Source organism: Arthrobacter sp. 01N444 (genome assembly GCF_056399305.1).
Genome location: NZ_JBFTRB010000003.1, coordinates 295861 through 321406 on the forward strand (window position 1 = coordinate 295861; position 25546 = coordinate 321406).

The window sequence follows — 25546 nt, forward strand, 5'->3', positions numbered from 1 at the left end:
GAGTTACACTAGCTACATGAATAGTAGTGATGCAATGCAGCGGCTCGGGGCTAACCTGAAAAGCCGCCGGATCATTCTTGGCCTGTCGCAGGACCTCGTGGCTGAACGGGCGGACGTGTCACGTTCGACGCTCATGCGCCTGGAAGCCGGTGAAGGTGGAAAGGTCGAGCACCTGATGACCGTGGCGTCTGTGCTTGGCGTCGCAGAAGACCTGATCAGCTCTGTCGACCCGCTGAATACCGACCTCGGCAGGGCCCGTGCGCATCTGCTCAACCGCCAGCGCGCCCCGAGGCAGGGCTGATGGCCGGCCGTAACATCCGGCGGGTGGAAGTCCTCGTCAACGAGACTGTGGCCGGCGTGATGGATATTGAAACAGACGGACTTTCCCCGCGCGAGCACGTCTCGTTCACCTACGCCGACAGTTGGATGTCTGCCGCGGAAGCCTTCGAGATCTCTCCTGAGCTTCCGCTGCGGCGTGGCCCCCAGAACCCCACCCAAGGCCGGGAGCTGTTCGGGTCCTTCCAGGATGCCGCCCCGGATGACTGGGGCAAGAAGCTCCTGTTCGAAGAATTGCGCCAGCAGGCCCGCGCCCAGGGCGCCGGCCGCATCCCGCCCACTGGAGAAGCCGGCTACCTGCTGATGGTCAACGATGAGACCAGGCAGGGCGCGCTCCGCTTCAGGGAGAACGGCCGGTTCCTGTCCTCATGGGGCCGCGGCGCCGGGATCCGTGACCTCGCGGCATTGGCGGAGGAAGCCAGGATTTTCGCCGAGACCGGCGAAGTCAAGGAAGAGAACTCCCTGCTCATGGGCGCAGGGTCCTCCCCAGGCGGTGCCCAGCCGAAGGCTTGGGTGCGGGACGACGACGGATCGATGCTGCTGGCAAAATTCCCGAAGACCTCAGACATCGGCAATGTGCAGCTGTGGGAAATGGTGGCCATCAGGCTTCAGCAACGGGCAGGCATCAGGGTTGCCGAATCCCGGCTGATGCCCTTGACGGAATTCTCCCAAATCTTCCTCACACGACGGTTCGACCGTGAGGGGGACCGGCGCATCCCGTACATGAGCGTACGGACAGCCCTGCAGCTGGATACATACTCACATCCCGACTACGTGAAGATCGCTGCGGAAGTCGCCCACATCTCTTCAGATCCCGTTCGTGACGCCAACGAGCTGTTCAGCCGGGCCGCCCTCATTGCCATGGTCAACAACACCGATGACCACATGCGTAACCACGGGCTCCTGCGGACCAGCAAGGGCTGGCGCCTGTCACCGTCATTCGACGTAAACCCGGCGCCGGGAGGAACCTCGGAAACGCCGCTGACCCCGAACGGGGGACTCTTCGACAGGGATGTCCGGGAGCTTCTGGATTTCACGGATGCCTTCCGACTGACCAGGGACGCGGCCGTTGACCGGCTGCAGCAGGTCGCCGCTGCGGTATCCCACTGGCAGGATGAAGCCCTCAGCCTCGGAGCGGAACCTGACTCCCTTGACTACATGGCTAAGGCCTTCGAAGGTGAGAACGCCCGGCGGGTCACATCACTTGCTCCTGCCCAGGCAGTGATCGACATGGCAGGAACGTCGGCCGCGCGGCCCAGCCATTCCCACGGCGACGTGTGGGTGGCAGAGCACATGCGCGGCGGGAAGCGCGTCCGGGGCCACTTCCGCCGCCGGCGCTGATCCACCCCTTTGACACTAATCCCTACAGCGGTGGGGAATGGTGTCAACAGACATGGACGGGGCGTGCACTAATGCTTTCTCGTCGAAGCTTTAGCGCACGCCGGGCCTAGTAGCTCCGGCGGGCCGGCAGCTAGAAGTTGACGGTGACCGTGGGCTTCTCCAGCCAGATGTCGGAGCGGGCCTGGTAGTCGAAACGGTCCTTGCCGGTGCGGGTCGGCAGGGACAAGTACGCCTGGGTGCCGTCGGAGCGGCCGGCGTCGGGGATGCCCGAGATTGTCCAGACCTGCACGCCTTCGGGGTAGACCGGGGGCGGTGCCCAGCCGAGGGCTGTCAGGGCTTCAATGATGAAGCGAGCCGGTGATTGCCCGGGGCCCGACCCGTCGGGCAGGGCGAGGATCGCCTTAGTCGGCATCTTGTCGAGGTTCTTGACGGCTGCGGAGTGGTCCCTGATGGCCTGATCGATTGCCGACTTGGCCGCTTCCGCGGGGGTGTCTTTCGGTTCCCCGGGCCAGACCGCTTCGGGGATCGTGGTGGGGTCCATGACGGTGACGCCCTGTTCCCATACCCAGACCTCGGACCAGTATTGGCCGCCGGCGAGCATGCAGTCACCGGCGTTGGCGCGGACGTCGCCGTCGACGCGGAGGATGGACATGGACTTGCCTTCGTCCACCTCGTTGCCGCCCTCATCGTGCTCGAGGTACCTGACACGGGCGAGCGTGCCGACCGGGAGGGCTTCCCACTCGGCTTCGGTAGTGATGGTGCGTGGAATAGTCATGGGACTCATGTGTGCGGAAACGGCTGTCCCCCTGCCCGGAGCGACCGGACAGGGGAACAGGGGGTGACACTGCGGGGGTGGGCCTAGCCGAATGGGTCCTCGTCGGCAGGGAGGTTGAACCGGCGCCGGCGCGGCTTCGGTGCCGGTTCCGTGAACGGGTCGACCAGGGCGGTGCCGGCGGCTGCCGGGACCAGAGCCGGTTCCGGCGCACCCTCATCCCACGCGCCGGCGGCGGGTGCCGGGGTGTCCCAGCTGACCGCTGCCGGGACGGCTGCTGCGACGTCGGACCAGTCCTCGAACTCCTGCGCCGCGGCCGGTTCCGGGGTCCAGTCCGACCAGTCATCGGCCGGTGTCTCTTCCACCGGTGTTTCTTCGGCCGGCTCCTCGGGTCCCGTGGCGGGGGCGGAAGCCCGGCGGCGAGGAAGTCTTCGATCGCGTCCACGTCCGCTTCGGTGATGCCGGTGTCCGAATCGGTCAGCACGAGGAGGGCCTCGATGCCGGCGGCTTCGAACGCCTCCATCGCGATGTCCCGGTGGGTGACGCCGAGCAGGTCATCCTCGGTCAACAGCTCATCATCCATCCAGACGATCCGCTTCAGGTGCGGCCGGTCCGCGAGCCAGGCCAGGGCGGCGTCGATCTTCCACAGCCCGGTGTTCTCGGTGTCGGAGTTGAGCACGTCGATGGCCCGCGGGAACAGGTCACCAAGGTAGTCGGGGGCATCCTCGAACCAGCCAGTCAGCCACGCCTGGTCCAGCGGCAGCGCCGCAAGGCGTTCGATGAGGCGCTTGTTGTACGCCTGCGTGCCGTGGAACGGGACGATGATCTTCTCCAGCGAGTCGTTGTGCTGGAACGGGCAGAGGGTTCCGTCGACGTCGTAGAACAGGGCCGCGTCCTGGATCTCCTCGGTGAACCGGGAGACGGCGGCCGGGGCCTCGTCTTCGTCCAGAGTGAATTCGAGATCGCCCAGGTCCAGGGACAGCTCGCCGAGGTCCACAACCTTCTCGGCCGCCGGCGCGAACTCCGCCATGCCCTGCTGGTTCGGGATCTTCGGCATGAACGGTGCCAGATCCAGCTTCTCGGACTCGGCCAGCATCGCGGGTCCGTGTGCTGCGAGCTGCTGGGCCAGGACGACCTGTTCGGCCGGGTCGTACCAGGCCTGGATGGCCATGGCGGCGCCGGCGGTGGTTTCGAACAGGCCGCGGCCCGGCGGGATGGCATCTCCGAGGTCGGGGGCATCCTGCGGTGTGCGCAACGCGGACTGCTTGTCACCGTAGGTCGCCTTGCCCATGAGCAGGCGGGAGAGGTTGACCTTGAGGTCGCCGGCGCCCGGGATGGTGTCGAGCATCTTCGCGGACAGCTTCTGAGTGGCCAGGAACAGGGTCAGGCCGACGAAGCGGGCCTCGCGGGCGACCTTGCCGGTGTAGACACCGATCTGGGTGCGGGCCGCGTTCGTGGCGATGATCATTTCCCGCTCGGAATCCATCTCCGGATCATCCGAGGCCGGCGGGACCGGGTCCTGTCCCATCAGGGAGGTGAACTCGTCCAGGACCAGCACCATGTGCCTGGGCCGGACGTCCTCGGGCAGGTCGCGGTAGTTGCCGACCCCGGCCGCGGCGACGAGGCCCTTGCGGCGCATGACTTCGGCGTAGATGCCCTTCATCATGGCGGCCGCCTCGAACACGGTGGAGGTGAACGCCTTGGCGTACGGTTCGGCGAACTTGAAGTCGGCGCCGGCCTTGGTCGGGTCCGAGATGTAGAGGTCGTAGCCGCGCATCAGGGCACCGAACATCAGTGACTGCATCAGCACGGACTTGCCGCCGCCGGACGCGCCGGCAATGAGCAGGTGCGGGTCGACGCGGAAGTTGTACTCGACCGGCTCACCCTCCACGCCGGTGGCGAAAGGGATGAACTTGGTGTCCTGGATGAATTTCCAGTCGTAGCCGGCGGTCTCCGGCATCGGGTTGACCTCGCAGGAGAGCAGCTGGATCTTGTTGGACTTGTTCTTGACCCGGCGCGGCTCCACGAACGTGTTCTGGGAGTTGGACTCCAGCTTGGTCCGGACCCCGGTGAACGAGCTGAACTCGAGACCCGGCGGCAGGTCGAAGTCGAGGATGGAGACCTGCTCGTTCCGGGGCATGTGCCCGACGTCGGTCAGGGTCGGCATGAACCCGCCGATGCCGGAAAGCCCGGAGTCCAGGAAGACCTGGTTCCAGTTCAGCGCCGCCAGGTAGCGTTCGTGGCGGGGTTCGGCGAGCTTCACCCGGGAGGGCTTGGCGCCGACGATGATGGAGCAGCCGTCCGGTGCCTCGGCGACGCGCAGCCATTCGGAACCCCAGTGCTGGCGGATCCGGTTGGCGGCGGTGCGCACGTCGGCGAGGGTGACGCCGCCGTACAGGCGCAGGTCGATCCACCAGATGTGGTGCCGGGACTCGGGCTTGGTCAGGCAGGAGACCGAGACGACCTCGGGACGGTCCGGCATCTTGCAGGCGAGGAACGCCTGGTTGACGAGCCCGGCGAGCACCCATTTGGGAGCCTCGGACGCCGTGTGGATTCCGGCGCGCCGGTCGGCCGGCACCGGGGCGAGGACGTCGGGCTTGGCCGGGACCGGGTCCTTGGACCAATACACGGTGAAGGCCTGCGGGTGGCGGTCCCCGGGGCGGCCGCCGGCGCCCATGTAGCCGGTCATGGCGACGAACGGTGCGGCGTTCAGGACGGTGGGCAGCTTGTTCTCGAACTTGAAGAAGTCGTGGGGGTCATGCCCTGGCGGGTGACGAAGGACAGCGACTCGATGACGGCGCCGCCTTTGAGGCGTGCAGAACCGGCGGTCGGGACCTGGGGGACCGGCGGGTTGGTGGAGTGTGCCGGTGCCGCTTCGGCCCAGCGGCCGTTCCAGGTGTCCTCGGTGATGAGGCGCTCCATCTCAGCGGTGTTGAGCCCGCAGGACGGATCCCATTGCGTGTTCGGGTCGGTGAGCGCCCCGACGTACGCGGCTCCGGCGTCGTTCATGGCGCGGTGGTCGACGAGGACGTGGGAGTTGAACGCGGCAGAGAGTGCGCTGCGGCCGTCGTTGCGGAGGTAGGACGCGGGCGGTCCCTCGGGGGCGTGCCAGGTCATCGCCCAGGCGGCGCGGCCGGCGGCGGGAGCCGGTGCGGGCTCTTCGCCTTCAGCCGGTTCCGGTGCGGGGCCGGCCGGGACGGTCAGCAGGTGGACGTCATCAAGGATGGGGCGGGCGCAGCCGGTCGATTCGGACATCCACGCCAGGGCGCAGCGGGCCAGCTGGAAGACGACCTCTTTCGGGGTCTCCGGGTCCGAGACGTCTGGCATCTGGTCGGAAGGCCAGTTGACGAAGTCGAACCGGAGCGGGTGCTTGGTGCCGGGCATGGGCTGGTTGTTGGAGTCCAGGTTGGGGGTGTCCAGGACGGCGAACTTCGCGCCGGTGCCCAGGGTCGGGCCGATCTTCGGGCCCATCGACCAGTAACCCATGGCGCCCATCGAGCCGGGGGCATCGAAGGTGTCGATGGTGGCGGGACCGACTTCCTGCCGGTCCACCAGCCGCGGTGCCGGATCCTGCTTGAGCATTTCCCACCGGCCGCGCCATTCTTCGCGGGCGGCGACGACGACGCGCCAGTGCTCGAGCGCCTCGGTGATCCACGGCTTCGCGAGCAGCACGAGCGGGCCGCCGGTCAGCATCAGCGCCCAGACGGCCGGTTCGGGGATCGGTTCCAGGTGTGCGGCCTTGGTGGCCAGCGGCAGCGCGACGGTCACGACAGTGCCGACGACGCCGGCGAGGACGATGCCGCCGATGGTCAGGCCGATGACCTTGGCGAGGTTCTTCTGCGCCAGGGAGATGAGCGCATCGAAGGTCGCGCCGGGGTTCTCGTCGTCGGCGACCTCGGTGCGGCGGCGGGACGCGGTGTACTGGGCGACGGCGATGAACGCTGCGGCCGCGTCGATCCACTGCCCGTACCCGGCGGTGTACTTCACGTCCGTGACCGGGATCAGGTAGGCGGCGGCGCCGGCCCACACGGCAGCGAGCCAGGACAGCTGGGGCTTGAGCCCGGGCAGCCAGTCCATGCTCGGGATCAGCAGCTTGTACTTCAGGTCAGCCCAGAGCCGGTACTTGTTCATCTCGGCCTGCTCGCCCGGGTGCGCGGCGGTCGGGTAGCCGCGGGAGTCCTTCTTCCCGGTGAGCATCGCCGGCGGGTACATCCAGGCTGAGACGACGAGGCCGGCCCAGATCGCGGCGATCCCGGGGAAGCCTTGGTAGATCGCGTACCCGGCCGCGGCGAGAGCGCCGAGCATGACCATGCCCGTCACTGGTTTCGCCGGTCCCTGGTTCCTACGTGCTGCAGCCATGGTGGCCTTTCACTTCCGAAGTGGTGTCGTGCTTTCTATGCGCCGGGCGTCCCGACGGCAGGGCGGTTCAGGCGAACGGGTCCGGCCCGGCCGGGGCGAAACGCCGTCCGGTGGAACCGAAGCCCTGGTCGTAGCTGGCCGGCCGTACCGGGGCGGCCTTCTTCACGCACAGCTCCATGAGCTTGCGGGTGATGACCGGGTCCGCCGGGGTCCGGCCGATGAAGCGTTTGACGAAGCCGAGGAGCGCGTCGCCGTGCAGCAGCTTCGCGCCCGGAACCTTCAGCAGCCAGAAGACCGGGGCCGCCGCCTGCTGCGAGGACCAGGTGGCCAGATGCGGGTCGGTCACCAGGGCGTCGGTGCCGCGCAGGTAGGTGACGATCGCCTGGCGGACGTAGGCCTGGTCTTTGGCGGTGTGGTCGACGCGGTCGCCGCCGCGGCGGTTGACCCCGAACAGGGTCCAGTAGAAGCCGGGCTTCCAGACCTTCGTGTCGATGATCAGCACGCGGTTGCCGGAGACGACGATGTGGTCAATGTTGGACTTGAACCCGGGGATCGGGATCCGCAGGTCGTGGAGGACGGCGGCCTTCAAGGCGAACCCGTCCAGGATGGCCGCGGTCTTCAGTTCGCCGGTGGCGCCGATCTTCGCGACCGCCTCGTTGGCGGCGAAGGAGGAGTCGTTTGCCAGGCCGGTGGCGGCCCGTCCGTAGATGCCGTTCATGGTCACTGCCAGACGCTGGAGACGACGCCCCAGAGGACGAGGGCGATGAGGATGACGGCGAGGACTTTGCCGCCATCACCGTTCATCCAGTCCTGGATTTCCCTGTTGTTCCGGGCCCGGTCATCGGCCATCCGGTCGCGCAATCGTTGTTCGCTCATGCCCCTGAACATGCGTAGACCCGGCCCCCACGGGTGCGTGTCTACGCGTTGACCGGCGCCGCCGGACCGCGTACAAAGAGGTGACGACGCGGAGCTCCGGGAGGGCCAGTGGGAATACGTGCTGAGGCAGAGAAGATCATCGCCGACGAGAAGCGGGTCAGGGCCGAGAAGCAAGAGCAGAAGGTCGCCGCCGCCAGGGAGCATCTGCCCGCCGCGATGAAGCAGTGGAGCGTCGGGATGGGGCTCGCTGACGTGCCCGAATGCACCAACGTCCGCGGCAACTACGACAGTTACGACGACACCCCGAAGACCCGGGTCACCTTCGACTTCGTAGAAGACGGGTTGGCCTTCCGGGGTGCGCTTTTGGTATTTGACGCCGGCGAGTCCCGGTTCACCGTGACGATCGACCACAGCCAGGTCTCCATCCGGACGCTTCCTGATCTGGTGCAGGCGCTCAAAGACAAAGAGGCCTACCGGAACAGCTGACCCGTCAGCCTTCGATCCGGAGCCGGGGCGGGAGTTTGGCGCGGCCGCCGTTGCCGACGGCGCCGCCGAGCGGGCGGCCTTTGACCGTCTCGGGCCGGACCGGTGCCGGGTGCGGGACGCCGGTGCGCGCCCGTCCCATCGGGGAGCCGATCAGGTGGGTGTGTTCTCCCTGGCGCATCCAGTGCGGGGACGCGGCGAGCAGCGGGACGTTGTCGACCACGGCCATCGGGTCGAAGTTTTCCCACGGGGTGAAGTCGTAGTCGGAGAGCAGGTCGCGCTGGACCCACCGGTCCGGGCCGGTGCAGGCGCCGAGGGCGAAGTCGGCGGTCAGGTTCAGGAACTCTTTGGAGAGCCGGTGCTCGGCCGGAAAGTATTCCTCCCAGTGCGCAATCCCGATCCGCGCGGCCGGGGAGTCCGGGCCGGTGCCAGGGAAGTCCCGGAGCACCTGGGACATGCGCTTGTAGATTTCCTGCCGCGGGTCCGCGGAGGTGTGCCGGGACCGGTCCGGGTGCGGGGCGGCGATGAACAGCACCGTCAGCCCGGAGGTCTCCAGCGGGCGGTCGTTGTTCAGCTGCGCCCAGCGCCGGATCTTGTTCTCGAACCCGGTGGAGGCGGAGGCGGTCAGTTCGAAGGCGATCCGCAGCCCGTCCTCGCGGACGATGACGCCGTCGGCGCGGCGGTTGTCCGGGTTCTTCACCGTCTTGCCCAGGCCGGTGCCGGCGAGCAGGTCCACGGTCGCGAACTTCTCGCCGAGGACGGCGCCGAGCGGAAGGTACTCGGCGGCGCGCAGCGCGAGCTCGGTGGCCAGGATGTTGTGCCGGTCGTACTGGCCGCCGGAAGACCACGCCATCCCGCCGGTGACCGAGGCCCACTCCGGCCATGTCAGGGTCGGTGCGATCAGCTTGTCGAACGCGTCCGAGTTCGCCGGCCGGTACACGGTGTTGCGGGCGATCCCGAACCGGGACATCGGGTGGGAGTAGGTGCCCAGGTCCAGGAGACCGAGGGAGAACGAGGACGCGAGTGTGGAGTAGGTCGGGTCCAGGAACAGCGAGGACCCGGTGAACGCGGCGACCTGTTCGGCGGACGCGGTCCGCCAGGAGTCCAGCACACCCCACGCCGCGAGCCGTTCGGCCCGGCCGCGCGCGGTGGTGAGCAGGCGCGACGCCTCGGCCTCGTCCGGCAGGAGCTTCTTGTTGACGGCGCCGATCTGTTCGCTGCGCCGCCGGGCCATCGCGTTGGTGAACCAGACCGCCTGGGATCCGGGTTCCCACAGCTGGCCCCAGTACGGGTCCTGCCGGTTCGGGGTGGTGACGTCTTTGTTGGTGCACGCGGACGGGACGGCCGAGGCGTGCGCGGAATCGGTGACGGTGCGCCGGGCGGCTACCATGCGGGTCCTCCTGAGGCGGCCGGGGCGTAGCCCTGGGCAGCCGGGTAGTTGGCCATGTCGGCCTCGAAGTTGGGAAGTTTGACGATGAACGCCGGCTGGCGGCGCTGTTCGACCTCGGACCGGACGACGACCTGGAACGGCTCGATGTGCTGGATGTCTTCGGTGGACCAGTCCCCGCCGACGTTCGCGGCAACCTCGGCGGCGGTGGTCACGTCGTTCTGCGCGAAGCTGACCAGCGTCGAGTAGGTGAGGAAGTTGTTCCGCAGCGACGGGGCGAGCTGCTCGGGCCGCTGGGTGGCCAGGATGGCGCGGATGCCGTAGGACCGGCCCTGGTCGCGGATCCAGCCGACGATCTCCGGGGAGGTGCCGGCGAGCAGGGAGAGCTCGTCGGCGAAGACGGACACGGACCGGCCGGCCTCGAGCCAGCCGGAGCAGTAACGCATCAGCGCGTTCTGCAGCGAGAACATCAGCATCGAGGACAGCTGCTGCTTCTGCGATTCGTCCAGGATGACGCCGGTCGCGGAGGACCCGGTGTTGATCACGATGGAGCGGTGGCCGTTCAGGACCTGTTCCCAGGTGACCTTGCGCCGGCCCGGGGTCCACCAGTCTTCCAGGACCAGGAGCTGTTCGAACTTGTTCCGCGGCGCCTCCAGGAAGGTCCGGCGGACCGACTCCGTCTTGTCTTCGAACAGGGAGGAGATGGCGGAGTAGCCGAGCTCGTAATCACTGTTCGGGGTGCCGCGCTCCCGCAGCTTCACCGCCAGGTTCCGCAGCCCGTGCGCGAGGGTGACGGCGGTCTTGTCCGAATGGCCGGCGAGCAGGTGGAAGGCGTAGAAGATCGGAGACTTCCCGTGCGGGAGGACGAGCTCGTCGCGGTCATCGATCGAGTCCAGGACGGCGGCGTCGATCGCCTGCGCGGCAGTCAGGACGGCGACGATGGTCGGCAGCGACCGGTCACCGATGGCGGATTCGCCGAACGTGTACTTCATCGCGTTGGTGAAGAAGTTCGCCTTCGCGGCGTTGTCGCCCGGGACGGCGAACAGGTCGATCGCCGGGGTGGACGGGTCGGCGGCGTCGATGACGAGGATCTGGTCCCCGAGCGCGTGCGCCCACTCGACGTACTTGGCGGCGCCATCGCCCTTGGACTCGAACGCGATCAGCGTGTTGTGCGCGCCGGGGTAGCCGGCCCGGCCGGAGGGCCGGACGCGCTCCAGGCAGTGCCAGCCGAACAGCGACCGGACCAGCAGCGACTTACCCGAACCCGGCCGGCCGACGATCGCGACGCCGAACAGCATCGCGGCGGCGGAGAGGTGGGCGGAGCCGTCATCGGTCATGCCCAGCAGCGGCCCGATCTGCTGCAGCATCGCCGGCGGGGTGGACCGGGCCCTGGTGGTGGCGACGCCGGAGATCGCACCGGCGTGCGGGGAGACCGTGCCGACGACGACGGAGGGGCCGACCAGGAACGCGCGGCTGTGCAGCGGGTATTCGCCGTCGTGGGCGCGGACCAGGCGCTCGTACGGGACCCGGTTGCCCTGGGAATCCTTGGAGTGGCCGCGCACGATCTGTTCCTTCCGCGGCCGGGCCGGGGCGAGCAGCCGGGACGCCGGCGCCGGGAAGCGGCCGGTGTCGAGCCGGTCCCGCAGCCGGGAGTCGGGGGAGGGCAGGCGGCCGGAGAGCCCGGCGAGGAATGCCAGGCCGAAGACGGCGGCCGCGGCGAAGAACAAGCCGGTGAACGCTCCGGCGTGCGGGAGCAGCGCGGCGACGTCGGCAGGCAGGTGCGGCAGTCCGAGCGCGGCGGCCAGGGACAGGGCGGCCCCGGCGCCACCGGCGTAGAACGCGGCGTTCCGGGGGCGGGCGAAGCGGACGGTGGTGTCCAGGTCGAAGCCGGGCAGGCCGGCGGTCACCTGGGAGAGCAGCGCGCGGACTTCGTCCCTGGTGGCAGCGCCGGCGGTGATGGAGACGACCATCGCGGTCGGGGACATTGAATGGTGCGTCGGCATCGCGGTCCCGAGCCGGTGCGCGAGCCAGGTCGTGTAGCGGCGGCGTTCCTTGTTGGCGGGCCGGCGCATCGTGACGGACACCCAGGTCCCGTCGGCCATCGCGTTCCCGAGCAGCCGCGGCAGCTCGGTCGGGTCGATGCCGGCCTGGGTTTCGCGCAGTGCGACGGAGGGGCGGAACTCGAGCGTGCCGATCTCTTCGGTGTCGCCCAGCCCGGCGGGCAGTTCGGCCGGTTCGGCGCGGGCTCCGACGGTGTGGGCCAGGTGGATTTCGGCCTTCTGTCCGGCGGCGTTGGCCGGCAGGATCAGGTATCCGTTCAGCCCGTGGCGTCCCGGCGGGTGAGCAGCGTCGCGGCTCCGGTGTTGGCGACGGCGGACGCGAACGTTCCGGCGCGCTGGGTGTAGGTTGTGGGGTTTGTTTCGATCCCGCCGGCACGGGCAAGGCGGTAAGTCAGCTGGTCCATACCTCTGAACATGCGCAGATTTCCGGGTGGCGGCCCCACAGACCCCAGATGGGCGATTCGGGGAATCGGCCAGCCCGGAAGAGGCTGGGAAATCGCCCCTTAACACCGGAAACCCGGTTTTGGGCCCCGCGCCCTCTTCTCCCCTCTCCACACGGTGGGATTAGGGCAGTCATTTTGCCGGCCTCAACATCTCTAGCCGGTCCATCCGTACTGTATGCGGCCGGATTCCAAAACGAGCAGCACCGCAGGAAGTTGTTACCAATGTGATTGGTGTGGCTCTGGTGTCGCCTGCGGCGGGCCTTCACTGCCTGCCGGCGGCCTTCCCGTGGGTGGAGACGCCGCTTGTTGGGCGTCGGTGGGGGTGCGCCTGCGGCGGGCCGTTACTGCCGTCGGCGGTCCCTGCGTGTGGCTCACCAGTGCCGGGGCTGCTTTTCCCTGCCGGGGGCGGTCTGCGGGTGGCCGGGTGGTCCTGCTGGTTTCCGGGGGTGCGTGGTTGGGGGAGGCGCTGCGCGCCGGTGAAGCTGCGGCTTCTTCATGAGGGTTGGTGCTGTCCAGGGCAGGCGCTGCGCGCCGGGAAACACCGAGCCAGCTCGACGTCTTGGCACAACGGATGCTGAGCATAATGCTCACCGAAAAGCCACCGGACCGTGCACCTGCACGCCACCTGAACCATGAAGCTCCCTGCGGCGCAGCCGCTAGTTTGCGAACAGCCAGCAGAACGCCCCAGCGACCAGTTAGCTTCCCCAGGGCGAAGCCCTGCCAGCCCACCGAGACGCCAGCGAGCCGACCCACATCACGCCACCGAGACGTTCCCCGCCCGCCGCCGGCGCCACTGCCAGAGACACAAGACACCGCCGGTGAGAACCCCGCATCCCGCGGCGCAGCCGCGAGTCAACGGAACGAGTGAACGACCAGCCAGCGGAAAGAGGGACGGGACGTATCGGGGACGCGCAGCGTCCCAGGGAACACGAGACGCCACCGACACGCACAGCGGACCGGTGACGCAGTGAGCGCAGCGAACCAGGAGAAGGGTCGCGGCCGGGGAAAAGCACCCCGGCCGGCCACGCAGGCGTCCGCGCGCGCAGCGCGCTGCAGCTGCGCAGCGGGTGCCCGCGGCGCAGCCGCGAGGAAACATGAAGCTTGTCGGCACGGAGGAAACATTCAGCCCCTCGTCACGGGAAGCAAACCGGGAAGCGAAGGGGCGAGGGGCGAAGCCCCGAGTCCTCTTAATATGCCCACACCCGGTCCAGCCGCAACCAAACTCGACCGGCACAACGGCTATCGCCGGCACACCGCACCGCCTGCGGCGGCGCGAGGGACGGGCGCTTTTGATCGGCCAGGGGTGGGCGCTATCGCGCGGCCGGGGCGGGACCGGCCGAGGGGATCAGGTGACCTTCACCGGGATGAGGTCGTAGGTGTTGTCGCAGCCGCCGCGCGGCGGCGTGTGCTCGATCCCGTAGAGGTGATCGGTGATGGACTTGTCCGGCCTGGTGGCGACGACGCGGATCCGGGAGATCGGGACCGGAGCGTTGGCGGGCTGGACGAACGGGGGCTTCTGCGGAACCATCCACCGGCCGGAGCTGTCGCGGGTGACCGGCACCGGGTCGCAGCGGTCGTCGGTTCCGAAGCAGGCGGAGACGGCGAGGGCGCCGGAGACACCCGACAGGTCGAGCTGCACGGCGTCCAGGTTGACGAAGCCGACGGCCGGGCAGACTGTCGGGGCCGGGGTGCAGCCGACGAGAATCAGCGGCAGGATCATCAGCAGCGAAGCCAGGGACCGGTTCTTCATGGCGTCAGCGTAACGCCGCCAGGGCCAATCGAGGGCACCATTCAGCGCCAGAAGTTCTGCTTCGGGATGCTCGCCAGGTCGCCGCGCTCGGAGGCATCAACCGCGGTCGGCAGGCTGGCGCCGGCAGGGATGTCAGTGACCGCGTGGTGCAGGCGCAGCGCCTTGATGGCGAGGCGGGAGACGGCGAGGCCGAGGAGGAACCCGGCGATGAGGGCAACGTAGTCCAGCGGCGTCATCAGAGTCCGGCACCGGAGAAGAAGGAGGAGGCCGGAGCCCAGAGCAGCGGGGTCACACCGAGAGCCATCAGGATGCCGCCGGCGGTCACGCCCAGGCCGGCCATGACGGTGTCACCCACGGGGACACGGTCATCTCTGAACGTGCTCAGCGAGGTGAGGGCGATGGACGCGAGGGTGAACATGAAGCCGGCGGCGATCAGCGCGTACGAGAAGCTGGTGGGATGGGTGAGGAAGTACATGCACCTCATGTGTGCGGACCGGGGCGCCGCCGTCACCGTTACGGCGTGACGCCGCCCACTCCGGTCGTCAAGCCGCCGGGGACGGTGCCTCCGGACCTGCCGAGGTAGCCGAGAAGGTCGGTCGCGTCGGACAAGGCGGCGGGGTCATAGGTGTTGGTCTCCGTCTCGGAGTGTTCCATGGCCCCCATGTTTGAGGCAGGAGCGCGAAACCTCTCCGGGACACACAACGCCCCGCACAGCGGGGAAGAATCCGTTATGCGCCGGCGCTGGGTAATATCACTGAGGCCGGTCAATCCTGCGGCCATCACTTGCACCTCAGGGGGAATCCATGACCATGCCCGAAATGCCGAACCACGCGCCGGCGCAGGCGCTGCCAGCCGCGGACCGGAAGCCAGCCAACAGGACACTCCTGATCGCGGGCGCCAGCTTCCTCCTCGGCGCCATCCTCGGAATCGCCGGCACGGCCATCACCACCAGCGTCATCAACGACGCCAACACCAAGACCAAGGCCAGCGCCGAGGCCGCCGCCCAGGCCGCGGCCTCGAAGATCCGCCCGCTCAAGGAAGCAGCCGGCGGGTGCGACATCATCGGTGAGCCCGGCACGAAGCTCGGGGACGGCGACCGCAGTCTGTCCCTCGACGGGCAGGGCGAAAAGGACTATTCGGGCCTGCCCATGCAGAAGATCGACTGCGTCCTCAACAACATCCATGTTCCCGACTTCATCCGCGCCGAGATGGGCAAGACGCGGGCACTGGACGGCACCCAGCGCGAATCGTGGGACAATTTCAGCGTCTCCTGGACCTACCACCCTGACGACGGGCTCAATATCGGCCTCGTCGAAAAATAGGCGCCAGCCTGTGGTGAAGCCGCCCAGTATTCTTTAGCGTTCATTTCGGAGCGTCGAACCCCGGTTGAGTCCCTCTCAAGGTCTACCGCAGGGGAGGAGGGACAGAACTGATCTCGGTTAGTGCCGTCAAGGCCTCGTACAAAGTCGGATCGGTCGAGTCGGCAGCCGGGGAAAGTCATGTCAAGCGATTCGGAGTAGAACTGCAGGTGCTTTTCCGTCATCGGGTCCTGTTCTCAGGTGCTTGACGGCGCAATACGCTGGGCTCACCATTGTGCGCTGGCCGCGTCTTTGAAGGCGGCGATGACCCGGGCAGGCTCGTCAAGGTGATCGACAGGGCGGCCCTCGTCCGAGAACCATGTCGTCGGAGACGCCATCCAAAAGACGATGTCCCTGCCGTTCCAGTCGTACTCATCCGCGATCTTCTTCAAGTCCTTCATAAGCGGGCGAACTCTCATCGACCCGACACCGCTGGATGACGGCTCAAACAGAAATCCAGGGTACAACTCTTGGCCCCGGTACTGCAGAGCGAAATCATGCGCGTCCGACGAGTTCTTAGGACCGGCGACATCCCGGACTTCAGTCTCTGTCAGAAACCCGAACTCACGTCCGACATGCTTGACCGCGTTGATCGTCGCCTGCACCGGACAAGCTGGGGTGAGACGTCGGCCTCGACGCTTTCAAGGGCGCGGAATAGGGCGGCGACGGTTTCCCGTGAATAATCAGGCCCAACTTCATCGTGGTCGGTCTCGTCAGAGGGGCCCGCAGGTGGAACCATCGTCGTTTCCTCCTCGTCCGCCAAACGTTTCATCGATACGCGACTCTGGCTCAAGCCTAGCGGGGCGTGAAACGTGATGCCCTTCGCCCTCGCCGGGTCCCCTGAAGGTGAAGTAGTGCCCGCCGGTCATCGCGACCCCGATGCACCCGATGCCGACGAAGACGAGCTTGAGCAGGTCGTCCCGGTGTGTGGCTACCATGTAGGTCGGCAGGGCAATGAGGCCGACGATGAGGATGATCCGCAGGGCGAGTACGTCGCGGGCGTGCCGTAAGACCGGCGCCGGCGTATTGTCGCCGGCAGGCGCTTGTCCCGTAGAGCCTGCGTCTTCAGCCTCCGTTGCTGCTGGCTGCCCAGGTGCAGTTTGACCAGGGCACGGGCGGCCGCCAGTTTTTCCGGGTGCGCTGCCGGCATAGGCGTGACGAGTTGGTTGGCATTGCCGGCCAAGAACTGGTGAGCCGACGGTCGATGGCGGCCGCCGTTTCGTCTAGGCCATGCCGTGCGGCGCCTTCGGCGGCTTCTTCCACGCCCACCGCAGCCGGGGCAGTTTCCTCGGGCGTGTAGCCTTCGGAGCGGGTTCTGTAGCGTGGCGTTCCGTCGCCGAGTCGGTATTCGTTAGTCGGCAGACTCTGCTGGCCCGGAAACCATTATGCGGTGCGGAAGCCCGCATGTCGGTCACGCATTTGTCTGTTGCGAGCGGATCATGCAATCACCCGCAGTTCATCAGGGGCTGGAAACCGGACATCCGGACTGGTGTATTCGGCGTAGCCCCCGGCACCCAGGGCCGGGCCGGCATAGGCGTTGACCAGCTCGGGGACGCCGGTGACGTCCGCGAACAGGTCGCGGACCCAGGCCGGGGCGGCCAGGATGCTGAAGTTCGGGTTGGCCACATCGTTGCGGTACTGGCGGGACAGGCGCTTCTTCTTCCCGTTGCCGAGCAGGTCCACGCGGAGCACCGTGAAAGGTGCGTCCTCCTCCGTGGCGCTGATCCTGATGATGGCAAGGTCGGCGGTGAACGGGCGGTCCTTGGCCATATCGCGGACCTTGTGGGTCGGCGCCAGGGTGACGGTCCATTCGCGGAACCGGCCGGTCGAAACTTCGGTGGCCAGGGCGGCGGGGCTAGAGGTCTTCGTCAGCAAAGTCGTCATCGAAGTCGTCCTCCTCATCAGGCAGGGTGGGGCCGGCGGTCAGCGACAAGGCTGCCCAGGCCGGGTGGTCGGAGAGGTCCGAGACGTGGACCTCGACGTCTTCGCCGCTGAGCCGGGACAGGGCCCGGGCATCGGCAAGTCGGTCAGCGACAACGTCCTGGTGTTCCCGCAGGATCTTCATGAACGCCGCTTCGGCACCCGCGTCGGCCGGCTTGCCGGCGTTGTTGACGGTGAAGACCACGCGCTCACCGAACTCGTCGAACCCGGCGGTCAAGGACACGTCCAGGCAGTTGCTGAAGGATGACGCCACCCTCTCGAGGATAGACACCACCCCTTCGGCGGTGACGACGGGGGCATTGCTCATGGGTTAAATCTTTCAGTTCGTCGGTCGCTGTGCCGCTCATGTGTGCGGCGGGCGCGTCGTAACTCACCAGATGAAGCAGCGGCCGGTGCTAATGTGGCGTCGTCGCGAGCCGCGACCCAGACCTTCCGTGGGGGAAACATGACCGACCCGAACACTCCGCCTCAGTACGGCCAGCAGGCGCCGCCGCCCTATGCGCAGCATCGGCCGCAGCCGTACGGACCCGGACCGTACCAGCCCGGCCCCGGGCAGGGGCAGCCCCCGCACTATGGGCCACCTCCGGGCCAGTGGCCGCCACAGCCCCCTGCGAAGACGCCGAGGGGCCCCTTCGGACCTTCCTTCTGGATCACGGCCAGCATTCTTGTTCTCATCCTGCTGACGCTGACCGGCCAAGGTCAGGGCGAGGGAATCCTGGTCGTCACCGGGCTCACGGCCCTCCTGACAGCCCTTTATGCGATCGTCTTCCGGCGGCCGTCCTGGGCGGGACTTCCCACGCAGAGGGTTGCCGGCTGGGTGGCGATCGCGGGTCTGTGCTGCGCTTTGCTCGGCACCATGGCATTTGGCGCCAGCGGCTCACGATCAGCCTCGGCCCAGCCGGCTCCGGTTTCAGCTCCGGTTCCGACCACCAGCGCCCAGCTGGAAGCCGAGGCGGCCGCGAAGCTGAAGGCCCGCGAGGACGCTGTCGCCAAACGGGAAGCGGAAGTCGCGGTCAAGGAAACTCCGGTGAAAACCTTCGGGGAAGGGACATGGACCGTCGGGACAGACCTCGAGCCCGGGACGTATCGGACTACCCAGGCCGTTGTCGGCGATTGCTCCTGGAAGATCACCCGGACAGGCAGCAACGGCAAGGATTCCATCGCCTACGACTACTTCGTCAAGGGCGGGTTCCCACAAGTGACTCTCGCCGAGGGGCAGACTTTCAACACAGACGGCTGCGGGGACTGGGCCAAGCGGTAGCGCCGAAAGGGGGCCGGCCGCACACAGACAGGCATGACCAAAACATCTGCCCCGATTCCACCGCGCCAGCCCCGGGGTATTCCTGCCGGCGGCGAGTACGCCGCCTACGCCCATGCCGAAGGTGACCTCACGCTGCGTCCGGCCGGGGCAGTCATCCCGGATCTGATCGAGCTTACACCGGAAACCCGCGAGGTGCTGGATTCCCTCCGGGCCGCCGGCGGCCGCCCGCTCATCGTTGGCGGCGCCGTCCGCGACGGGCTACTGTCCCGTGCCGGGAACGGGACCGTGGACTCCATGGACGTCGACATCGAGGTGTACGGGCTCTCCAAGAAGGAGGTCTGGAAGGCGCTGCCCGGTGACGTGCAGGAGTTCGGCCAGAGCTTCGGGGTCTTCAACACCACCCTGAACGGCCAGGACTTCGATGTCACCCTGCCGCGGGGGGATTCCAAGACCGGCGACGGGCACCGCGGCTTCGTCGTCCAAACCGACCCGGAGATGAGCTTCGAGGACGCCTTCGGCCGGCGCGACTTCACCATGAACGCGATGGGCCGGGACAACGCCACCGGCGAGCTCATCGACCCGTTCGGAGGCCGTGCCGACCTCGAGGCCGGCATCCTGCGCCACCCGAGCGACCACTTCGCAGAGGACCCTTTGCGCGTTCTTCGAGGCGTCCAATTCGCCGGGCGTTTCGGCATGGAATTCGCCCCGGAGACGGCGGAGCTGTGCCGGGAGATGGCGCCGACGTTCCACCAGCTGCACAAGGACGGGGTGTGGAAGCAGTTCCGCAAGCTCACCGTCGAGGGCACCCACATCTCCAAGGCCCTGCAGGCGCTGCACGCCGCCGGCTGGGAAGACCACTTCCCGGGCTTGGCCGCGACCCGTGGCGTCCCGCAAGACCTGATCTGGCACCCGGAAGGCCGGGGACCAGGCGGCCGCCATCGCGCGCCGCGACGGGCTCGATGAGGAAGAGACCTCCATCCTGGTCCCGGCTGCCATCACCCATGACTTCGGCAAGGCCCACTCCACCGTGATCAAGAACGGTCGGATCACCTCCGGCGGTCACGCCGAGACCGGCGTCGAACCGGCACGGGACTTCCTGGAGCGGATCGGCGCGCCCGGGCGGTACGTGGAGAAGATCCTGCCGCTGATCGACCGGCACATGCGCCACACGCCCGGCGGGGACGTGGAGATCAGTGATTCCGCCGTCCGGGGCCTGATGCGCCGCCTGGACCACGCCAACGGCGGCCCGACCCTGCAGACCCGGCGCGGCTGGTCGAAGCCGACAAGGCCGGCAGGGGTGAGGGGGCGCGCCGGGGCCGGGATTACCTGCCGGACTGGCTGGCCGTAGCCGACCGGCTCGGCAGCGAAGGGGCCGTCACCACGACCCTGCTAAAGGCCCGTACCTGGCCGACGCCGGGATCCCGCGCGGTCCGCTGTGGTCGCACATCGTCACGATGAGCGAGGAAGCCCGGGATGACGGGGCGTTCACCGATGAGGCCGGCGTGAAGGTCTGGCTGGCGGAGAACCAGGTGGCCCTTGTGGCCGAAGCAACCCGCCGGCACGCCGAAGCCCAGGCGAAATGGCTCAAAGACCGGGAGGAGAAGGCCGCCGCTCAGAAGGCCCGGCAGAAAGCCGAGAAGGCAGCGGCGCTGGCGCTGCGTGCCGCCACCTGTCCATTAGGGCCTTTACGCAGCGAGAGACTGGCCGGCCGCGTGGGCTGACCAGTCTCTCGGGATTGCTTAGAGCGGCTGGATGTTCTCCGCCTGGGGTCCCTTGGGACCCTGAGTGATGTCGAACTGAACCTTCTGGTTCTCGTCCAGGGACTTGTAACCGCTGGAGGCGATTGCCGAATAGTGTGCGAACACGTCAGCGCTTCCGTCGTCGGGGGCGATGAATCCGAAGCCCTTTTCGGCGTTGAACCACTTGACCGTACCTGTAGCCATGCTCATTTCCTTCACGGGTCGCTGGTCGGTTCCGCTATTCGGATTGCCGTCCCCGCCACTCACAAGGTTGAGCCTATGTGCGGGTTCTAACTGCGGGCAATAGATTGCGCCAGAAGTGGAAGATTGGGACGGAACCAAAGGCACAACGCCGTCGTTAATGAACCAGTGCGCCGGGGACAGCCGGCGCGGTAATGGCGGTCCCGTAGGGCCGCGGTGGCGACACGCTACCGATCCGTGGGGAACATTGGCCAAACCAGCAGAAGGCACTGTGTTCAGCTTTGCCGCGCCCATTGTGGGAAACGAGGACCCGAGAGAGGTCTGGGAGCCGGGCCGGATGATCACCAACGGATTCCACGGGCCATGGCCGCCGGAGATCTACGCGGACCCGGTCATCGAACCGGCCCCGCTGCCCTTCGACCGCGATTCGTGGCCGGACCTGTACTAGCCTGACGCGGGCCCGCCGTCGGGGAAGAACCCGGCGCCGTCACGAGGGTCAGAGTCCCTAGAGATCTTCCTTGGCGAGGGCCTTCGTCTGAGCCGGCGTCGGCCGCCCAAGGCGCTCATCGAGCGTTACGCGCAGCCTGGCCGCGGCAACCTGGACACGGTGCTGGGATGGCGTCGTTGGGCCGGAAACCTTCACGGAGACGTGCCGAGGAGCATGGTCGTTCTTCGGTTCCGATGTGCTGGTGCTCATCGCTTGTCCTCCTCGTGCTCGCCGGGGTCCGTGCCTTCATTGTCGCCCATGTTCTCATCAGAGTCCACGGGACCGAACCAGGGCTGTCCCTCGTGGTGGCGGAGGTATTCGCCCAGTTCCTGCATGTCTTCGCCAGTGATCGATGTTCCCACCTCCAGCTCCATGATCGTGTCGTCAGGTGTATGAAAATAAACCCGGGTCTTCAGAGGCTGCGGAATTCCGGGGTCCACTGCAGCTTCGACCTCCGCAGAGCCGTTGACAGTTTTCCAGGCGATGTCGAAGAGTTCCAACTCCTCTTTTCGGGCCAGCTCGCTGTGGGCCAGGACGTCCAGGGTGGCCAGGCCCAGCGTTTTGGTGTCTTCATCATCGGACAGGGCCTGTTCCAGTGCCCATTGGGCGCGCCGCCACCACTCGGCCCGGCTATCGGCGGCCGTCTTCTGGTCGAGTGCGTTCCGGTCAGCTTCCCGCTTCTGTTCGAGTGCAGCGGCGTCGGACCTAGTGCGCTGCTTGAGGATCCGCCAGTTGATCAGCGCTGCGATCAGGGCGGCCACGAGCACAGCGACAGGGCTGAACAAGGCTACGTTCTGCCACCACTCCAGGGGTACGGGGGCAAGCCGGGCCGGTGTTGGCGGCATGGGTCCAGCCTAGGCCGCGGCCCGTACAGGGGCAGGCACCGAGACAGGCGTGGCGTGCTCCCGGTGTTCGCGTGCGATTGCGGCGGCGACCTGGCGCAGATGGAGCGCGGCGGACACCTCGGCAGCCGTGAAAGGGAACAAGGCCGCGAGCTCCTCAGCCGTGTAGCCGGTGTTCCCTGCCGTGCCGCCCCGGTTCAGCAGGTGGGCGAGGTCCCAGACGCTCGGCGCCCAGCAGACCGTGTCGAAATCGAAGAGGACGGCACCGTCGCCAGTGTTGATGACGTTCCAAGTGTGCGCGTCCTCATGGACGGCCGCCCAGGTCGTCGCACGAGCTGCGGATGGCTGCCGAGAAGGAGCTCGCCGAGGCCCGGCAGCGGATCCACCGCGAATACGCCGCCACCGTCTGGGTGGTCCGGGTCGCGCGCCCCGCGGCGACGCCGCCAACAGCTACGAATCCGGGGTGAAAGCGGCCCTGGACGTGGTGCGCCGCCCCGGAATCCCTTACGCTGACACCGGAGCCGACGATTTGGGGGAATAGGCGCAAATGAGTGAGCCCGTAGAAACGAAGCGGATTCCGCTGTGGAAGCTTGAAGAAACGGCCGACAACCCGGCCCCGCCCTGGCCTGCGGACTGGCACGCCTCCCCGCCGCCTCCCGGCCTGTACGCCAACCAGATCACCTCCTCTGACGTGTGGGACTTCCGTCCGCGCCGACTCCGTGGCCGCTCCGCCTTTTCAAGGCCGTCGCCGTTCTGGCCGCCGGCGTGCTTCTGTGCGGTGTCCTGCTGTACTTTCACGGTGACCTGAAGCCGTCGGCGTTGCTGGGCGGCCCGGCAGAACCCGCCGCCGCCGACGACGCACCCGCCGAGACCGACGGCCTGATTTATCACAGCGTCCCGGACCCCACTATGCCCAAGACACCGGTGCAGGCTCATCCGGCGGCTCCTGCGGTGACCAAACCTCGCGCTGCCACGGATCACCCGACCCCGGGCCGCGAAGAGTCCTCTTCGCCGCTGGGACGTCCCGCGACGGTGACCGCCAAGTCCGACTCCTACGCTTTCCTGCTCACCGGCAAGGACAAGCAGCCGGCCGCCTATGACCCATGCCGGCCCATCCACTACGTCACCCGCGCCGCCAACCAGCCCGCCGCCGGACCGCAGCTGATCAAGGAAGCCATCGCCGCGGTCTCCCGCGCGACCGGGCTGGTCTTCATCGACGACGGTGCCACCACGGAGGCTCCGGCGCCGCAGCACAAGTCCTACCAGCCCGCGCGGTACGGGGACCGGTGGGCGCCGGTGCTCATCGCCTGGGAGACCACCGCCGAGGAGCCCAGCTTCACCAACTACGCCACGAGAACCAACGTCATGGGCATGGCCGGCAGCGAAGCGGTCAGCCGTGAGGGGTCCGAGGTCACCTACGTCAGCGGCCAGCTGGAGCTGAACGGGCCCGCCATGCAGTCTTTGATCGTCCGGGAGGGTCGGGCGCAGGCCCGCGCAACCATCGAACACGAACTCGCCCACATCGTGGGCCTGGACCACGTCCAGAACCCGAGCCAGCTGATGAACCCGACAGGTGTTCCAGGGGTGTCCACCTACCAGGCCGGGGACCTCAACGGCCTGGCCGTCCTCGGCCAGGGAGAATGCCGGCCCGGGCTCTGACCGGGGGTGCCGCCGTACACATAAAGGGCCATGAAGATCCTGATCACCTTCCGCGAAAGCGGCGCACCGCTATTGAGGGCTACCCCGACGGCCTCCCAGTGGACGGCGACGCCCTGCGCGCGGCCCGCTGCGTGAACGCGCGCAAACTAATCGCGGCCTACGCGGCCCTCCAGGACGCCGCCCCGAAATGCTGCAGGTCGGTCAGGTGGGTGCGGACGAGGGCGTCGATGGCATGGAACCGGGTGGTGCCGTGCTGCTTGATGCCGGTGCCGATGCGGTCCGGGGCCCATTCGCGGACGGCGCTGTTGGGCTTGAGCGCGCCCGTGACGGAGCCGATGCGTTCCCCGTCGAGGTAGACGTCGGCGGTCAGCAGCGACGCGGCACCCTCACCGGCCTTCTGGTCCGGTCCGAGTTCGGCGGTGCGGGTGCGGAACCAGGCGGGCCTGTTCAGCTTGTCGGGGGTCACGGGCTTCAGCTTGATGTCAGTCATGGATCTCCAATCGGGGCGGTTCAGCCCCTCATGTGTGCGGAGAACTCGGCAGACCTCACCGCCGGTTACAGCAGCAGCCGGCCCTTGGCCCAGCCCCTCACAGCGAGCAGGTCCAGATCCGTGGCGACCGGCCCGTCGCGGAAGTACCGTGCGTACACCGCGTCCGGGTCGAAGGAGGCGAAGGCCAGCTCGTCGATGACCTGTTCGAACGCGTCATGGATCCTGGCGTCATCCGGTGTGGAGCCGAGCTCGTCGGCCAGCGCCTGGATCAGATCCTCGCGGGTGTGGCGGATAACTTCGTCGGGATGTTGAGGCATCGCTGAACCTCCGGTCATGGGTGCAGCGAAGATGCTGTGGCTACAGAATAGCGATGTGCCCTACCAAGGCAAGGCCCTCGCCGTGGTGCCGGCCTCAATGTGCTCGACGGGGTAGAAATCGATGCGGTTCTTGTCCTCGCGGGCGTAGATGACTATGTTGTCGGCGGCGGTCCCGGTGCCGATCAGTGATTCGATCTCGGCGCGGGCTTCGGCCAGGCTTGCGTGGGTGACCCATTCGGTGTTCCGGTCACCCAGACGGGCCCGGGTGAGGTAGTCGGGGGAGACCTCGTCGCGGGGCGGGCGGTCCGGCTGCGGGGCCGCAGCATCGATGAGGACCCAGACTTCCCGGTCCTCATCCAGGATGATCGTCTCGTAGGCACCAGTGCGCATTTCCCAGAGCGCCGCGGTGGTGTCTTCTTCTTCACAGCCTGGTTCGACCCAGGTGTTGGGGCCGGTCTTCTCGTGGATGGACTTCAGGCAGTACGCGCCGGAGGCGAGGGAGTCGGTGGCGACGGCTTCGAGCTCCGCTTCGGAGCGGACAGTGCGGAACGGTTGCATGGCGTCTCCTACCAGGGCATCTGGGTCTTGGGCGTCCCCTTCGGGACCGCGAACAGGGTTTCAAACTTTCCCGTGGCCGGGTTGAGCTCCTCGAGCACCATGTCCTCGTGGGCGACGCCGTTGTACATCGCGTGGGTGACCGCGGCCTTCGCATAGCCCAGCGAGGTATGGGCCTTCCGGAGCGGCCGGCGGCCCGGAATGGTGGTCCGCCACGAGCTGGGCTTCAGCGGCTCGGGAGCGGCCGCGGCCGGGTCCCACAGAACCGAGACTTCGTCGGCGTCGGCGGGGCAGTGCATGGTCAGAATGCTCCACGCCTGATCGATGCCCCACTTACTGGTGGATTCGAAGCCGACATACACGTCGCTGCGGCCTCCGTTGGGCACAACCCCGGCCCAAACCTTTCGCAGTGCGGACGACGGGATCCGCGGCGGGCAGACGATCGCGTCGATGCGCAGCGCGGCGAGCTCTTCGGGGGTCTTGATGATGCTGAACGGTTCCATGCACCCTATGTGTGGGGCAGGGCCTGTAAAGCTTCCCGGTCAGGCGGTGGCGTCGTACTTCGCGAGCAGCTGCGTCAGGGCGGTCAGGGTGTCACGGGCCATGTCCGGGGTCAGGTCCTCGGGGGAGAAGTTCACGAACGGGCCGAGCTTATCGATGAGCCCGGCGCCTTCTTCGCCTTCCTGCCGGACGTGGTATTCATCGACCCGGGCCGTGGATTCACCGACCGTGACCTCCAGGAGGAAGTGACGCTCGGTGTCATTCTCAGAAGAATCATCGTCGGCGTTGGCGAACCCGGTGCTGGCTTCCTTGTCGGCCCAGCTCGGGCGTGGCGGCCAGCCTTCGTGCGTTGTGCTCATGGCACCGATCGTAACGGCGCCCGCGGCTT

Annotated in this window: 36 protein-coding genes and 1 pseudogene; 12 read left to right on the top strand and 25 right to left on the bottom strand. The window is 67.5% G+C overall.

From position 1 onward, the window contains the following. Window positions 1-16: 16 nt before the first annotated feature. Both AC1DKN_RS05845 and AC1DKN_RS05850 read left to right on the top strand, forming a co-directional pair. Window positions 17-301, top strand: coding sequence for a helix-turn-helix domain-containing protein (locus tag AC1DKN_RS05845; protein ID WP_476870685.1), 285 nt, complete (start codon window positions 17-19; stop codon window positions 299-301). Further along, window positions 301-1677: a type II toxin-antitoxin system HipA family toxin gene (locus tag AC1DKN_RS05850; protein ID WP_476870686.1), complete on the top strand. Its 1377-nt coding sequence runs from the start codon at window positions 301-303 to the stop codon at window positions 1675-1677. The genes AC1DKN_RS05845 and AC1DKN_RS05850 overlap by 1 nt, the downstream gene beginning before the upstream one ends. A 130-nt stretch (window positions 1678-1807) precedes the next feature. Here the strand turns inward: AC1DKN_RS05850 and AC1DKN_RS05855 are convergent, their stop codons facing one another. The 5 genes from AC1DKN_RS05855 to AC1DKN_RS05875 form a co-directional block, all read right to left on the bottom strand. After that, entirely contained in the window at window positions 1808-2452 is a 645-nt protein-coding gene (locus AC1DKN_RS05855; protein ID WP_476870687.1) for a hypothetical protein, read from the bottom strand. Next, window positions 2361-5138, bottom strand: a complete 2778-nt coding sequence (locus AC1DKN_RS05860; protein WP_476870688.1) for an FtsK/SpoIIIE domain-containing protein — start codon at window positions 5136-5138, stop codon at window positions 2361-2363. Before AC1DKN_RS05860 ends, AC1DKN_RS05855 begins: the two co-directional genes overlap by 92 nt. Window positions 5139-5158: 20 nt before the next feature. Continuing rightward, complete coding sequence (locus AC1DKN_RS05865) at window positions 5159-6808, bottom strand: hypothetical protein (RefSeq protein WP_476870689.1); 1650 nt, start codon at window positions 6806-6808, stop codon at window positions 5159-5161. Window positions 6809-6875: 67 nt separating this feature from the next. Continuing rightward, entirely contained in the window at window positions 6876-7526 is a 651-nt protein-coding gene (locus AC1DKN_RS05870; protein WP_476870770.1) for a nuclease-related domain-containing protein, read from the bottom strand. A gap of 2 nt (window positions 7527-7528) precedes the next feature. After that, entirely contained in the window at window positions 7529-7684 is a 156-nt protein-coding gene (locus AC1DKN_RS05875; RefSeq protein ID WP_476870690.1) for a hypothetical protein, read from the bottom strand. A 108-nt stretch (window positions 7685-7792) separates the two neighbouring features. Here AC1DKN_RS05875 and AC1DKN_RS05880 point away from each other — a divergent pair, with 108 nt between their 5' ends. Next, entirely contained in the window at window positions 7793-8170 is a 378-nt protein-coding gene (locus AC1DKN_RS05880) for a hypothetical protein (protein ID WP_476870691.1), read from the top strand. A gap of 4 nt (window positions 8171-8174) precedes the next feature. Here the strand turns inward: AC1DKN_RS05880 and AC1DKN_RS05885 are convergent, their stop codons facing one another. From AC1DKN_RS05885 to AC1DKN_RS05915, 7 genes are all read right to left on the bottom strand, one after another. After that, the gene (locus AC1DKN_RS05885) at window positions 8175-9557 is read right to left on the bottom strand and encodes a hypothetical protein (protein WP_476870692.1); all 1383 of its coding nucleotides are present in this window, start codon (window positions 9555-9557) and stop codon (window positions 8175-8177) included. Next, entirely contained in the window at window positions 9551-11656 is a 2106-nt protein-coding gene (locus AC1DKN_RS05890) for a type IV secretory system conjugative DNA transfer family protein (RefSeq protein ID WP_476870693.1), read from the bottom strand. The genes AC1DKN_RS05885 and AC1DKN_RS05890 overlap by 7 nt, the downstream gene beginning before the upstream one ends. A gap of 215 nt (window positions 11657-11871) precedes the next feature. After that, a complete protein-coding gene (locus AC1DKN_RS05895; protein WP_476870694.1) occupies window positions 11872-12018 on the bottom strand; it encodes a hypothetical protein in 147 nt (48 codons plus the stop codon). 1384 nt (window positions 12019-13402) lie between these two features. Beyond that, the gene (locus AC1DKN_RS05900; RefSeq protein WP_476870695.1) at window positions 13403-13807 is read right to left on the bottom strand and encodes a hypothetical protein; all 405 of its coding nucleotides are present in this window, start codon (window positions 13805-13807) and stop codon (window positions 13403-13405) included. A gap of 41 nt (window positions 13808-13848) precedes the next feature. Next, window positions 13849-14043 (bottom strand): hypothetical protein, encoded by a 195-nt coding sequence (locus AC1DKN_RS05905; protein ID WP_476870696.1) that lies wholly within the window; start codon window positions 14041-14043, stop codon window positions 13849-13851. After that, the gene (locus AC1DKN_RS05910) at window positions 14043-14282 is read right to left on the bottom strand and encodes a hypothetical protein (RefSeq protein ID WP_476870697.1); all 240 of its coding nucleotides are present in this window, start codon (window positions 14280-14282) and stop codon (window positions 14043-14045) included. The genes AC1DKN_RS05905 and AC1DKN_RS05910 overlap by 1 nt, the downstream gene beginning before the upstream one ends. A 38-nt stretch (window positions 14283-14320) precedes the next feature. Beyond that, the gene (locus AC1DKN_RS05915; protein ID WP_476870698.1) at window positions 14321-14461 is read right to left on the bottom strand and encodes a hypothetical protein; all 141 of its coding nucleotides are present in this window, start codon (window positions 14459-14461) and stop codon (window positions 14321-14323) included. Window positions 14462-14610: 149 nt separating this feature from the next. Here AC1DKN_RS05915 and AC1DKN_RS05920 point away from each other — a divergent pair, with 149 nt between their 5' ends. After that, entirely contained in the window at window positions 14611-15129 is a 519-nt protein-coding gene (locus tag AC1DKN_RS05920; protein WP_476870699.1) for a hypothetical protein, read from the top strand. A 263-nt stretch (window positions 15130-15392) separates the two neighbouring features. On the opposite strand, the gene AC1DKN_RS05925 is transcribed toward AC1DKN_RS05920, so the two are convergent. Continuing rightward, complete coding sequence (locus AC1DKN_RS05925) at window positions 15393-15566, bottom strand: hypothetical protein (protein WP_476870700.1); 174 nt, start codon at window positions 15564-15566, stop codon at window positions 15393-15395. 453 nt (window positions 15567-16019) lie between these two features. Here AC1DKN_RS05925 and AC1DKN_RS05930 point away from each other — a divergent pair, with 453 nt between their 5' ends. After that, window positions 16020-16175: a hypothetical protein gene (locus AC1DKN_RS05930; RefSeq protein WP_476870701.1), complete on the top strand. Its 156-nt coding sequence runs from the start codon at window positions 16020-16022 to the stop codon at window positions 16173-16175. Window positions 16176-16602: 427 nt separating this feature from the next. Here AC1DKN_RS05930 and AC1DKN_RS05935 read toward each other — a convergent pair whose 3' ends face one another. Together AC1DKN_RS05935 and AC1DKN_RS05940 are read right to left on the bottom strand one after the other, a co-directional pair. After that, complete coding sequence (locus AC1DKN_RS05935; RefSeq protein WP_476870702.1) at window positions 16603-17049, bottom strand: hypothetical protein; 447 nt, start codon at window positions 17047-17049, stop codon at window positions 16603-16605. After that, the gene (locus tag AC1DKN_RS05940) at window positions 17021-17413 is read right to left on the bottom strand and encodes a hypothetical protein (RefSeq protein WP_476870703.1); all 393 of its coding nucleotides are present in this window, start codon (window positions 17411-17413) and stop codon (window positions 17021-17023) included. The genes AC1DKN_RS05935 and AC1DKN_RS05940 overlap by 29 nt, the downstream gene beginning before the upstream one ends. A gap of 138 nt (window positions 17414-17551) precedes the next feature. On the opposite strand from AC1DKN_RS05940, the gene AC1DKN_RS05945 reads away from it, so the two are divergent. The 4 genes from AC1DKN_RS05945 (at window position 17552) to AC1DKN_RS05960 (ending at window position 20088) form a co-directional block, all read left to right on the top strand. Beyond that, window positions 17552-18367 carry a hypothetical protein gene (locus AC1DKN_RS05945; protein WP_476870704.1) on the top strand — a complete coding sequence of 272 codons (816 nt, stop codon included), beginning with the start codon at window positions 17552-17554 and terminating at the stop codon, window positions 18365-18367. 33 nt (window positions 18368-18400) lie between these two features. Beyond that, window positions 18401-19330, top strand: a complete 930-nt coding sequence (locus AC1DKN_RS05950) for a tRNA nucleotidyltransferase/poly(A) polymerase family protein (protein WP_476870705.1) — start codon at window positions 18401-18403, stop codon at window positions 19328-19330. Between the two features lie 16 nt (window positions 19331-19346). Further along, a complete protein-coding gene (locus AC1DKN_RS05955; RefSeq protein ID WP_476870771.1) occupies window positions 19347-19715 on the top strand; it encodes a hypothetical protein in 369 nt (122 codons plus the stop codon). Between the two features lie 106 nt (window positions 19716-19821). Next, window positions 19822-20088, top strand: coding sequence for a hypothetical protein (locus AC1DKN_RS05960; protein WP_476870706.1), 267 nt, complete (start codon window positions 19822-19824; stop codon window positions 20086-20088). Window positions 20089-20106: 18 nt separating this feature from the next. On the opposite strand, the gene AC1DKN_RS05965 is transcribed toward AC1DKN_RS05960, so the two are convergent. Then, window positions 20107-20310, bottom strand: coding sequence for a cold-shock protein (locus tag AC1DKN_RS05965; RefSeq protein WP_091256599.1), 204 nt, complete (start codon window positions 20308-20310; stop codon window positions 20107-20109). A 244-nt stretch (window positions 20311-20554) separates the two neighbouring features. Between AC1DKN_RS05965 and AC1DKN_RS05970 the strand changes: the two genes are divergently transcribed. After that, the gene (locus AC1DKN_RS05970) at window positions 20555-20755 is read left to right on the top strand and encodes a hypothetical protein (protein WP_476870707.1); all 201 of its coding nucleotides are present in this window, start codon (window positions 20555-20557) and stop codon (window positions 20753-20755) included. Between the two features lie 57 nt (window positions 20756-20812). On the opposite strand, the gene AC1DKN_RS05975 is transcribed toward AC1DKN_RS05970, so the two are convergent. The 4 genes and pseudogenes from AC1DKN_RS05975 to AC1DKN_RS05990 all read right to left on the bottom strand — a co-directional run. Beyond that, entirely contained in the window at window positions 20813-21004 is a 192-nt protein-coding gene (locus AC1DKN_RS05975; RefSeq protein ID WP_476870708.1) for a hypothetical protein, read from the bottom strand. Further along, on the bottom strand, window positions 21001-21639 hold the full coding sequence (locus tag AC1DKN_RS05980) for a hypothetical protein (protein WP_476870709.1): 639 nt from the start codon (window positions 21637-21639) through the stop codon (window positions 21001-21003). The genes AC1DKN_RS05975 and AC1DKN_RS05980 overlap by 4 nt, the downstream gene beginning before the upstream one ends. A gap of 9 nt (window positions 21640-21648) precedes the next feature. Then, window positions 21649-21780, bottom strand: a complete 132-nt coding sequence (locus tag AC1DKN_RS05985) for a hypothetical protein (RefSeq protein ID WP_476870772.1) — start codon at window positions 21778-21780, stop codon at window positions 21649-21651. A gap of 48 nt (window positions 21781-21828) precedes the next feature. After that, window positions 21829-22029 (bottom strand): annotated as a pseudogene (locus AC1DKN_RS05990) (phosphotransferase); the annotation flags it as partial. Between AC1DKN_RS05990 and AC1DKN_RS05995 the strand changes: the two are divergent. Both AC1DKN_RS05995 and AC1DKN_RS06000 read left to right on the top strand, forming a co-directional pair. Then, a complete protein-coding gene (locus AC1DKN_RS05995) occupies window positions 21978-22103 on the top strand; it encodes a hypothetical protein (RefSeq protein WP_476870773.1) in 126 nt (41 codons plus the stop codon). The pseudogene AC1DKN_RS05990 and the gene AC1DKN_RS05995 overlap by 52 nt on opposite strands. Before the next feature lie 226 nt (window positions 22104-22329). Beyond that, the gene (locus tag AC1DKN_RS06000) at window positions 22330-23295 is read left to right on the top strand and encodes a hypothetical protein (RefSeq protein ID WP_476870710.1); all 966 of its coding nucleotides are present in this window, start codon (window positions 22330-22332) and stop codon (window positions 23293-23295) included. 157 nt (window positions 23296-23452) lie between these two features. Here AC1DKN_RS06000 and AC1DKN_RS06005 read toward each other — a convergent pair whose 3' ends face one another. From AC1DKN_RS06005 to AC1DKN_RS06025, 5 genes are all read right to left on the bottom strand, one after another. Then, window positions 23453-23785 carry a hypothetical protein gene (locus tag AC1DKN_RS06005; protein WP_476870711.1) on the bottom strand — a complete coding sequence of 111 codons (333 nt, stop codon included), beginning with the start codon at window positions 23783-23785 and terminating at the stop codon, window positions 23453-23455. Between the two features lie 65 nt (window positions 23786-23850). Further along, window positions 23851-24102, bottom strand: coding sequence for a hypothetical protein (locus tag AC1DKN_RS06010; RefSeq protein WP_476870712.1), 252 nt, complete (start codon window positions 24100-24102; stop codon window positions 23851-23853). A 60-nt stretch (window positions 24103-24162) separates the two neighbouring features. Further along, window positions 24163-24660 carry a hypothetical protein gene (locus AC1DKN_RS06015; RefSeq protein ID WP_476870713.1) on the bottom strand — a complete coding sequence of 166 codons (498 nt, stop codon included), beginning with the start codon at window positions 24658-24660 and terminating at the stop codon, window positions 24163-24165. Between the two features lie 8 nt (window positions 24661-24668). After that, on the bottom strand, window positions 24669-25160 hold the full coding sequence (locus AC1DKN_RS06020) for a hypothetical protein (RefSeq protein WP_476870714.1): 492 nt from the start codon (window positions 25158-25160) through the stop codon (window positions 24669-24671). Between the two features lie 39 nt (window positions 25161-25199). Then, entirely contained in the window at window positions 25200-25517 is a 318-nt protein-coding gene (locus AC1DKN_RS06025; protein ID WP_476870715.1) for a hypothetical protein, read from the bottom strand. Window positions 25518-25546: the final 29 nt, after the last annotated feature.